We start from the raw sequence: 7,862 nt of genomic DNA, 5'->3' as shown, positions 1-7,862 counted from the left end.
CGATTATATCGCACACTGTTTGGAACAATTATCCTCTCCCAACTGCGACCTCAATAGTCTCTTACCCTGGCACGTTAAACTAAGCAAGGCGTAGTTCGCCGGACGCTCACGGTTGACCGATCATTTTCATATGCGCTTTGAGGCTGAATTAGCAACGGCTCTTGATGCTTGCAATACATTTCATTCTTTTGAAAAGTTTGCCGAAAGACTCTTTTACCAAAATTAATTGAACAGGGATTTCAGCAAGTAGGGGTTGCTACTATTAGAAAACGCCGTTTACCCTTAAAAACAGTACGTTGGTCAATTGTTGGTATGAGCTTATTTAAACAGCGCTCAGTATGAGATATTGCAACCCAGATGAATATAGCTAAATCAGAAATAAAAAATAGCTGTCTATGTGCATTTCATTTGGGCTTGGGTAAATAAGTGTCCAGTAAGACAAAGGCTATTACACATTGATAATTTGATCGGTTTGACCATGCGTGATTGGTGTGATTTTGAACAACTATATCTCCAGGGAATAACTGTGTTTCACCATCATCTAACACCATGAATATACTCCCAGAAATAACAATCCCATAGTCTAATGAATCCGTATTATGCATTAATGGATGCCGGGGGTTATCACTCGCAAAATCGAGAGTATCGAGAAATGCTTTACTGCGATTGGTACCCATGGATTCCAGTTTATCAAGAAATTCCTTTTCCGGTGGGAATCTTGTAATTCTTAAAATGCTTTCTCCATTAGAAGGGCTCAATGCGATATCTATATTTTTAGTAACATCGGTAAAGCCAGGTTCGGGATGGTTTCCGTATTTGGTCATCCAAACGTTGTCATATGAAAGGCCTGGTAATAAATCATGCGAAGGCACAACTGTATTCGTAACTTCTGAGTCGCTTGCAATGTAGGAGTGACCTTCCGCATTAAATGCTGTTACTATTCTTCTTGTCATGAACATTATCACTTCAGTAATATATATTTTGGACACAAAGGGCTAACTGATTATCGAGTGTGATGTTTTTCAAGATAATTGGCACTCTTTACTTAAATTTTACGCTACCTTTTCCGTGTCTTCGTCAGACGCTTTATCTAGGTTCAACATTACCGTGTCTATGGGTTCACAATTCCTTATCCCATTAGGCCAACACATGGATTTATTGCAATGCTAATACATAAGATCTTTTAATATTAATTAGTTAGATCGGTAACTTTGATGTATACCAAGCCCAGTAAAACGATTTAGGACACCACAAGCGATCATTATTTCCATTTTCCTAACATGAAGTCTATTACCAAAAGTTCCTTTTATCACGCTGCATCACCATCTCCGATACATTCCATTTCCCGTATTCATGTTATCGTTACCAAGCTACCTAGCCCTTCGCGACAATCTCTATCATAGTACAAATTCTCTCGTGGTGGGATAGCAATGCCTTATACCGTCTCCCCAAGTCCCAGCTTGGTTGTCTGCATATACTGCAATAAGCACTGAGACTCGGGGGTGTTTGAGGCTTGTAAGCCTTTCACAACGCCTTGTTGATCGGCAAGGCTTCGCTGCTGTCCTAATTTTTGCTTACCTTGCCAATTGATGATCTCGATTTTAAAGGCCACGATCCCCGCCAAAAGCCGCTGCCGATATTCAGGAGTCGAAATATCATTATCGACTAATAATGACGGTTCAAATTGCGCAAATGTTTTCTCCATCACCTCAAGAGTCTGTCTATCATCAAGCAACTGTAGCCTCCCTTTTACCTGAACGGCTGCATAATTCCATGTCGGTACATTGGGTGTCGTGTCATACCAACGCGGAGAGATATAGGCATGGGGACTGTTAAAAACAACCAAGACCTCTTCACCATCCAACTGCCGCCAATGCGGGGTTGCCCGAGCAAAATGGCCATAGAGACTCCCCTTTATCCCGTCGTCTCGCTCAAATATTAAGGGTAAATGCGTGGCGGCTAAATCGGAAGCCACTGATGAGACTAAGAGCCCAAAAGGATCCGTCCCGATTAATGCCTGCATGTCCTTTATCTTCATTACACTCTTTGCTGTCATTTAAACCTCCTGATGACAAAACGCCATAACCTCATCATTAAACGACAGATGTCGGCAACGCGGCCATTATCAGCAATCGTTCTTTAACCCTGGGCCACTCAGTATGAAAATGCTAAAAAGCGCGGTATTACGCAGCGTTCCATCATCTAAAATACGCTGATGCCTTAATATCCCTTCAAATGTCGCACCAAGCCTTAAAATAGCCAGCCTCGATTGCTGATTGTTTTCATGGGTTTTAAACTCGACACGAATCGCTCCTAACGCTTCAAAAGCATGAGTCAATAGTAATAATTTAGCTTGAGTATTCGCGTAAGTACGATGAAATTCAGGCTTTATAAACGTAAAGCCAATTTCAAGATTACGATCCTCTGCACGAATAGAGCAAAATCGAATGCTGCCAATCAATACTTGGGTCTCATTATCGATGATCACAAACGGCACATGCTCCCCTCTTGCTTGCGCCGCCAAAGACGTTTCAATCCAAGCTGTTATACTCACTAAAGAAGCGCAGTGATTGGGCTGTACCCATCGCCAAAGTTGACTCGCGCGGCCCGCTAAAAGCAAAGCATTCGCATCTTGCATCACCATCGGCCTCAGGGTGATTTTATCCAACGTTAGACTTAAAGGTTTTACCACAAAGGAAGAGCCATTTAAGGCACAGGAAGAGCTCAATAAGGAAGAATTAAGTGTCGTCATCATAACACACCTCTAGAAATGAACGTGTTATCATCTTCACTCAAAACTGGTATAACATTAACGACCAGATATTATATTTTAATTAGACCAGTTTGAATAATTCAATGAGATGAAAAAATCATAATCACTTTTATTTATAAAAAGCTCATTGCTGACATCAAGGAAAGCCCATGACATCACTGGTATTACAGTTTAACAATACAATCCATCCACGCTTCTTACGGATCGCGATGAGTATTAAGCACGCCATACAATCAGGGCAATTACAACCGGGTGAAACCTTACCGTCAACACGGCTCCTCGCCAAACAAGTTAATAGTCATCGCCATACCGTCATGACAGCTTATCAAGAACTCATCGCACAAGGTTGGCTCACCTCCATCGAGCGTAAAGCCTATCAAGTGAATCAAGACTTACCGATTGAAAACAGCCAGCAGTCGCCCAACTCGGTTAACCCATCCGCCGCAACATTCCAATGGTCATTGAGTCCTAATGTCTTTACCAAAGCCACGGGGCAGCGACATGACAAACAACCCGCCCATGAGTTTCACTACAATTTTGCAGGCGGACAAGCCGATCTCAGTCTGTTTCCTTTTCAAGAGTTTAAAACTTATCTCAGTGACAGCTTAGTCAGACCTGATTTAACAGAATTTTATTACGGCAAACCCGCTGGGACGTCACTCTTTATTGAGCAAATGACGGCTTATTTACGAAAAGCGCGAGGCATAATGAATAAAGACATTATCGTAGTGAATGGCTCCCAAGAAGCCCTATATTTATTATCTCAAGTCCTATTAACCCCTGGCGATCATGTCGCGGTAGAGTCTTTAGGTTATCAGCCCGCTTGGCAAGCTTTTCAATCCGCAGGCGCAGTATTAACCCCCATCAAGCAGCATAATAAGGGTATCGATATTGAGGCGTTAACAACACTTGTTGAACGTCAATCCATTAAGCTTATTTACCTCACCCCACTACACCAATACCCCACGACGATAACCTTACCCATAGCGGAGAGAATGGCCATCTATCAACTGGCGGCTCAACATAATATTGCCATTATTGAAGATGATTATGATCATGAATTTCATTATGACAGCCAACCACCGACCCCAATGGCGAGCGACGACCCCCAAGGTTTGGTTATTTATTTAGCGACTTTTTCAAAAATAATGTTTCCAGGTGGCCGGTTAGGCTTTATGGCGATTGATAAAACATTAACCCCTGCTTTATTACACTACCGACAGATCATGAATCACAAACCCAATGTGCTCATGCAGCAGGCGGTAGGCAAATGGATGCAAGCAGGCGCTTTTGAACGTCACTTACGAAAAATGACCAAAATATATCATCAGCGTCGCGATCACCTCGTTTCGCTCTTAAATGCTTATAACCTCCAGAGCCTTAAACCCGTTAATTTTATTGTGCCTGCAGGCGGCATGGCGCTTTGGCTTGATGTCGGAGATAACGCTGAAGCCCTTGAGACATATTGTGATCAGAACGACATTTACCTGTTATCCGAAAAACACTTTCAGCTCAACCCTCAAAAGAGCGTAAATCATCATGTTCGCATTGGTTTTGCTGGGATGAGTCAAGAGAAATTACAACAAGGCTTAGGGATCATACTCAATTTTATAGACTCTCACCCTCACTCTGAGTCAATGGCTGCGTCAATTGTGGAGCATGTATAGACTTTCACTATAATCAGTTCAAGTCCTTTTTTACAACCATGGATACCGCAATGAATAAAGGTGCCCTTATGAACCCTGTCCAGTCTCATGTTTTTACCGCCAGTGATGGTGCAAAATTACACTACTTAGAAGCAGGTCAAGGTGAAACCTTATTATTATTGCCCGGTGGTGGCTTCTCTGCCGACATATTTCAACACCAGATGGAGGCTTTTAGTCAAGACTATCGGGTGATCTCACTGGATAAGCGCGGCCATGGAAAGTCTGAAAAGGTCGATTTTGGCTATCGTATTGCTCGCTTTGCTCATGATCTACACGACTTACTGACGACCTTAGCATTAACACAAGTCACTATCGTCGGTCATTCACTCGGCGCGGCCATGGTGTACAATTACATCGACTTATTTGGCCATCAATCTATCAAACAATTCATCATTGTCGATGAACCCGCCGTCTTACTGGTCAACCCCGCTTGGTCTGACAGTCAAAAGCAGCAATATGGTGCTATTTACCCAGCTGCTGAGCTACATGGATTAACCAATGGTTTCCTTAATGAAGATAATAATGAACTCAGCCAAAACATCGTCAATGCCATGACCACCTCCTACGCCACTCAAACTCAAAAAGACTTTATCTTAAGCTGTATGGACATCCCAGGAGATGCTGCGAGTCAGTTATATTTAAATAATATTTGTCAGGATTACCGCGATATTCTTAAAAAGCTCAACTTGCCCGTTCTCTTTATCACAGGCAGAGCTAGCCTGCATCCTTGGCAATCACACCAATGGATGCATGAACAAGTCTCGGGCTCAAAGTTATTTGTATTTGAAGAACAACAAGGGGGTAATCACTTTATGATGGTTGAAAACCCCAATCTGTTTAATCGAATCGTGCTAGATTTTATAAAAAACAAATAGTCATTTAAGATGATGTATTATTCTGTTAATACTCTAGAATGACGTAAGAAACTATATTCTTCACGCACTTGTTGGGCCAACTTCTTCGTCATTGGAGTCTCAACAAATGATGTTTCATCCGTTTCACTGCCCACACCATTAGAAGTAATAATACCCGTTAAATTCTCTACATCACTAAAACTTAGCCCTAACTCCTTTCTTGCACTTTCATTATTTAGTAAGTAGCTAGCATCTGATTGAAATCCAGTTAAAACCAATAAGTCACTATTATCTATTTCACTCTGTATTTCGTCTAATGTTCTAACACGGCATTTAGATACACCTTCCGACACCCAACAATCCATCACCAAAGATTGACCTTTACTTTCATTATTGGGTTCAACAACCATCACTACATGACTCATATAACCAAATGATAAAACATCGCCTGCTTTCAATTCAGGCAGTTCACTCTTATCAGTAAATATTTCTTTATTATCAAATCCAATACCTAATAAATTAAAGTTAAACTCTTGATCATACTCATACTCATCTACCATAGTGCTTTTATTGCTTAATGCATTTTCTTTCGTCGCCGAAAAAATATCATCATTGCCAGTTTGTTTGGCATATTGCATTAATGCATATACAACCGCTTGCTCACATTTAAATGCTTTAGGCATTTTAGTCGGATATTGAAGATCTAACGCTTTAATTGATTTACTATCCCCTACATGCTCATACAATGTGGAAGAAAATCCTTCATCCCCATCGCCTTGCGCCCATTTTATATTCGCTTGTAACATCTGCTGGGTAACTTGATTTAACGTTGAGTTGCTCTCTTTACTGCTGGCTTCTTTTACAATAGTAGTTGTTTGTATTGGAGATGGATTCAACTGACTTAATGTTGAATGAGTCGTTAATTTAACTGGAGAGTGTTGGCTGTGACTCATTTGTAAAAGCGATTGCTGCTTTGGTACTTTTAGTTTACTTGGAGATGGCTGAGTCAAACGATTATATGCCTCTGTAATATCACTGCCCTTTAATACCCCAGTATGGCCATCCCCTCTTGTCCGATCAGCAATATCGTTAAAAAGAGACGTTATATGTGACTCTTTTCCTGAAAACCTTGAAGACTCACAAAGATGCAAAAGTGCCGCCTTAAATTCAGTACGGCCTTTATCATACTTGGCTTGCCTATCTAAAAAATTTGTTGACCCCCATGATGTACTCGTTCTCTTATCACTCGTAATGCCGCTGTCTTTTACGCCTAATTTACTATAAAGAGTTGTACTACCTGTTGTACGTGTGTTTTTCCCTCGAACTTCGTTTTCATCTGGAATATTACGTTTTAATGATGTTAAATTATCAAAATTAAACGTACTGGGAGTGATCGTGGTAGTTGGCATATATCACCTCAAAATAAATGAATCCCCCCACACCAAGGTTTTCGCGTAGGCTAACATTAACCAAAAAAAGGGATTATAGATGGCTATAAAGTCAAAATCCTCCGACGCTGTAAGCGGTAAAGACCTTAACGACAATAAGATTTAAAATAATAAAAACTATACTAATAATTGTGATTGAAAACGATTATTTTTATTAGTGGACTTAACCGAAGCAACTTGATTAAATAAACCTTGATCATGAATAATACCTTGCCAGATATCGGCACGTTCAATAAAATTCGTCAATACATCAATCATAACCTGCACTGACAGGTCCTGAGTAAACAATTGAAATAATTGAATGACACTCCCATCACTTTTATTTAATGCCATTTGTACGCCACCCGATTCAGGCCAACTTAAATTATACTCAAGTAACAAATTATGTAATTTATTAATTTCAGATAATGTAGGAATACCAATATGATATTGCAATGTCAGTTTATGCTGGCTAGAGGTATAAAAGAGTTCAACAAGCTTATTATCTTCAAATTGTATACTCCAACTGTCCTCATCATGTTTATTAATCGAATCTATTGCCATCATGGCACCTAATTCAGTTAAAATAAGATCCACCTGCTTTGCATCTGACATGCCAACTCCTTATACATTATTAAGATTCAACGTATTGACTAAAACCATAGATTAATAGATTAATAGATTAATAGATTAATAGAAATGGTGAGTAAATCTTAACAACAACACCAATAGTAAAAATCAATACAAATATCATAGAATAAAAAAATATAGAAAAAAACAAATTTCGATACATATTTTATCTTTATTGAATATAAAGTTAATTATGTTTAAATAAATATTACAACACATGAAAAATAAGTGCATAAATAAAACAAAAGTAAGAGTTAATCAATTAAGATCGCTAAAAAATGATACAATAATTATCAATATCGACATTTGAAAGCAAAAAATAAACAAATGTCGATCAATTATGACTTACTGACCCCATAAGGGCGTTGTTGATCAAATCATATAAGGTTTGATCATCCCCATTTTTGCTAAAAATCTAAATATTGGTGTTTCTCTCAGGCATACCTAGTCTAATGACTTTGTTGATTACTTT

The 7,862-nt window shown here is 39.5% G+C and carries 7 protein-coding genes and 1 pseudogene; 3 read left to right on the top strand and 5 right to left on the bottom strand.

Annotated elements, in window-relative coordinates; translation table 11 throughout:
• Positions 1 to 222: 222 nt before the first annotated feature.
• Positions 223 to 342, top strand: a pseudogene (locus tag L2764_RS28405) (transposase domain-containing protein); the annotation flags it as partial.
• 62 nt (positions 343 to 404) lie between these two features.
• Here L2764_RS28405 and L2764_RS24745 read toward each other — a convergent pair.
• The 3 genes from L2764_RS24745 to L2764_RS24735 form a co-directional block, all read right to left on the bottom strand.
• Entirely contained in the window at positions 405 to 953 is a 549-nt protein-coding gene (locus L2764_RS24745; protein WP_248943035.1) for a cupin domain-containing protein, read from the bottom strand.
• 482 nt (positions 954 to 1,435) lie between these two features.
• Entirely contained in the window at positions 1,436 to 2,056 is a 621-nt protein-coding gene (locus L2764_RS24740) for an FMN-binding negative transcriptional regulator (protein ID WP_248943034.1), read from the bottom strand.
• Between the two features lie 69 nt (positions 2,057 to 2,125).
• Positions 2,126 to 2,755: a GNAT family N-acetyltransferase gene (locus L2764_RS24735; protein WP_248943033.1), complete on the bottom strand. Its 630-nt coding sequence runs from the start codon at positions 2,753 to 2,755 to the stop codon at positions 2,126 to 2,128.
• A gap of 167 nt (positions 2,756 to 2,922) precedes the next feature.
• On the opposite strand from L2764_RS24735, the gene pdxR reads away from it, so the two are divergent.
• Both pdxR and L2764_RS24725 read left to right on the top strand, forming a co-directional pair.
• Positions 2,923 to 4,440: a MocR-like pyridoxine biosynthesis transcription factor PdxR gene (gene pdxR, locus L2764_RS24730; RefSeq protein WP_248943032.1), complete on the top strand. Its 1,518-nt coding sequence runs from the start codon at positions 2,923 to 2,925 to the stop codon at positions 4,438 to 4,440.
• Between the two features lie 50 nt (positions 4,441 to 4,490).
• Positions 4,491 to 5,354 carry an alpha/beta fold hydrolase gene (locus L2764_RS24725; protein ID WP_248943031.1) on the top strand — a complete coding sequence of 288 codons (864 nt, stop codon included), beginning with the start codon at positions 4,491 to 4,493 and terminating at the stop codon, positions 5,352 to 5,354.
• A 17-nt stretch (positions 5,355 to 5,371) separates the two neighbouring features.
• Here the strand turns inward: L2764_RS24725 and L2764_RS24720 are convergent, their stop codons facing one another.
• On the bottom strand, positions 5,372 to 6,742 hold the full coding sequence (locus L2764_RS24720) for a hypothetical protein (RefSeq protein WP_248943030.1): 1,371 nt from the start codon (positions 6,740 to 6,742) through the stop codon (positions 5,372 to 5,374).
• A 156-nt stretch (positions 6,743 to 6,898) separates the two neighbouring features.
• Positions 6,899 to 7,375 (bottom strand): type III secretion system chaperone, encoded by a 477-nt coding sequence (locus tag L2764_RS24715; protein WP_248943029.1) that lies wholly within the window; start codon positions 7,373 to 7,375, stop codon positions 6,899 to 6,901.
• Between the last annotated feature and the right edge of the window lie 487 nt (positions 7,376 to 7,862).

It is taken from the genome of Shewanella surugensis (assembly GCF_023284005.1).
GTDB lineage: Bacteria > Pseudomonadota > Gammaproteobacteria > Enterobacterales > Shewanellaceae > Shewanella > Shewanella surugensis.
Note: the sequence above shows the minus strand (reverse complement) of the source record. Positions and strands in the feature narration are given on the sequence as shown.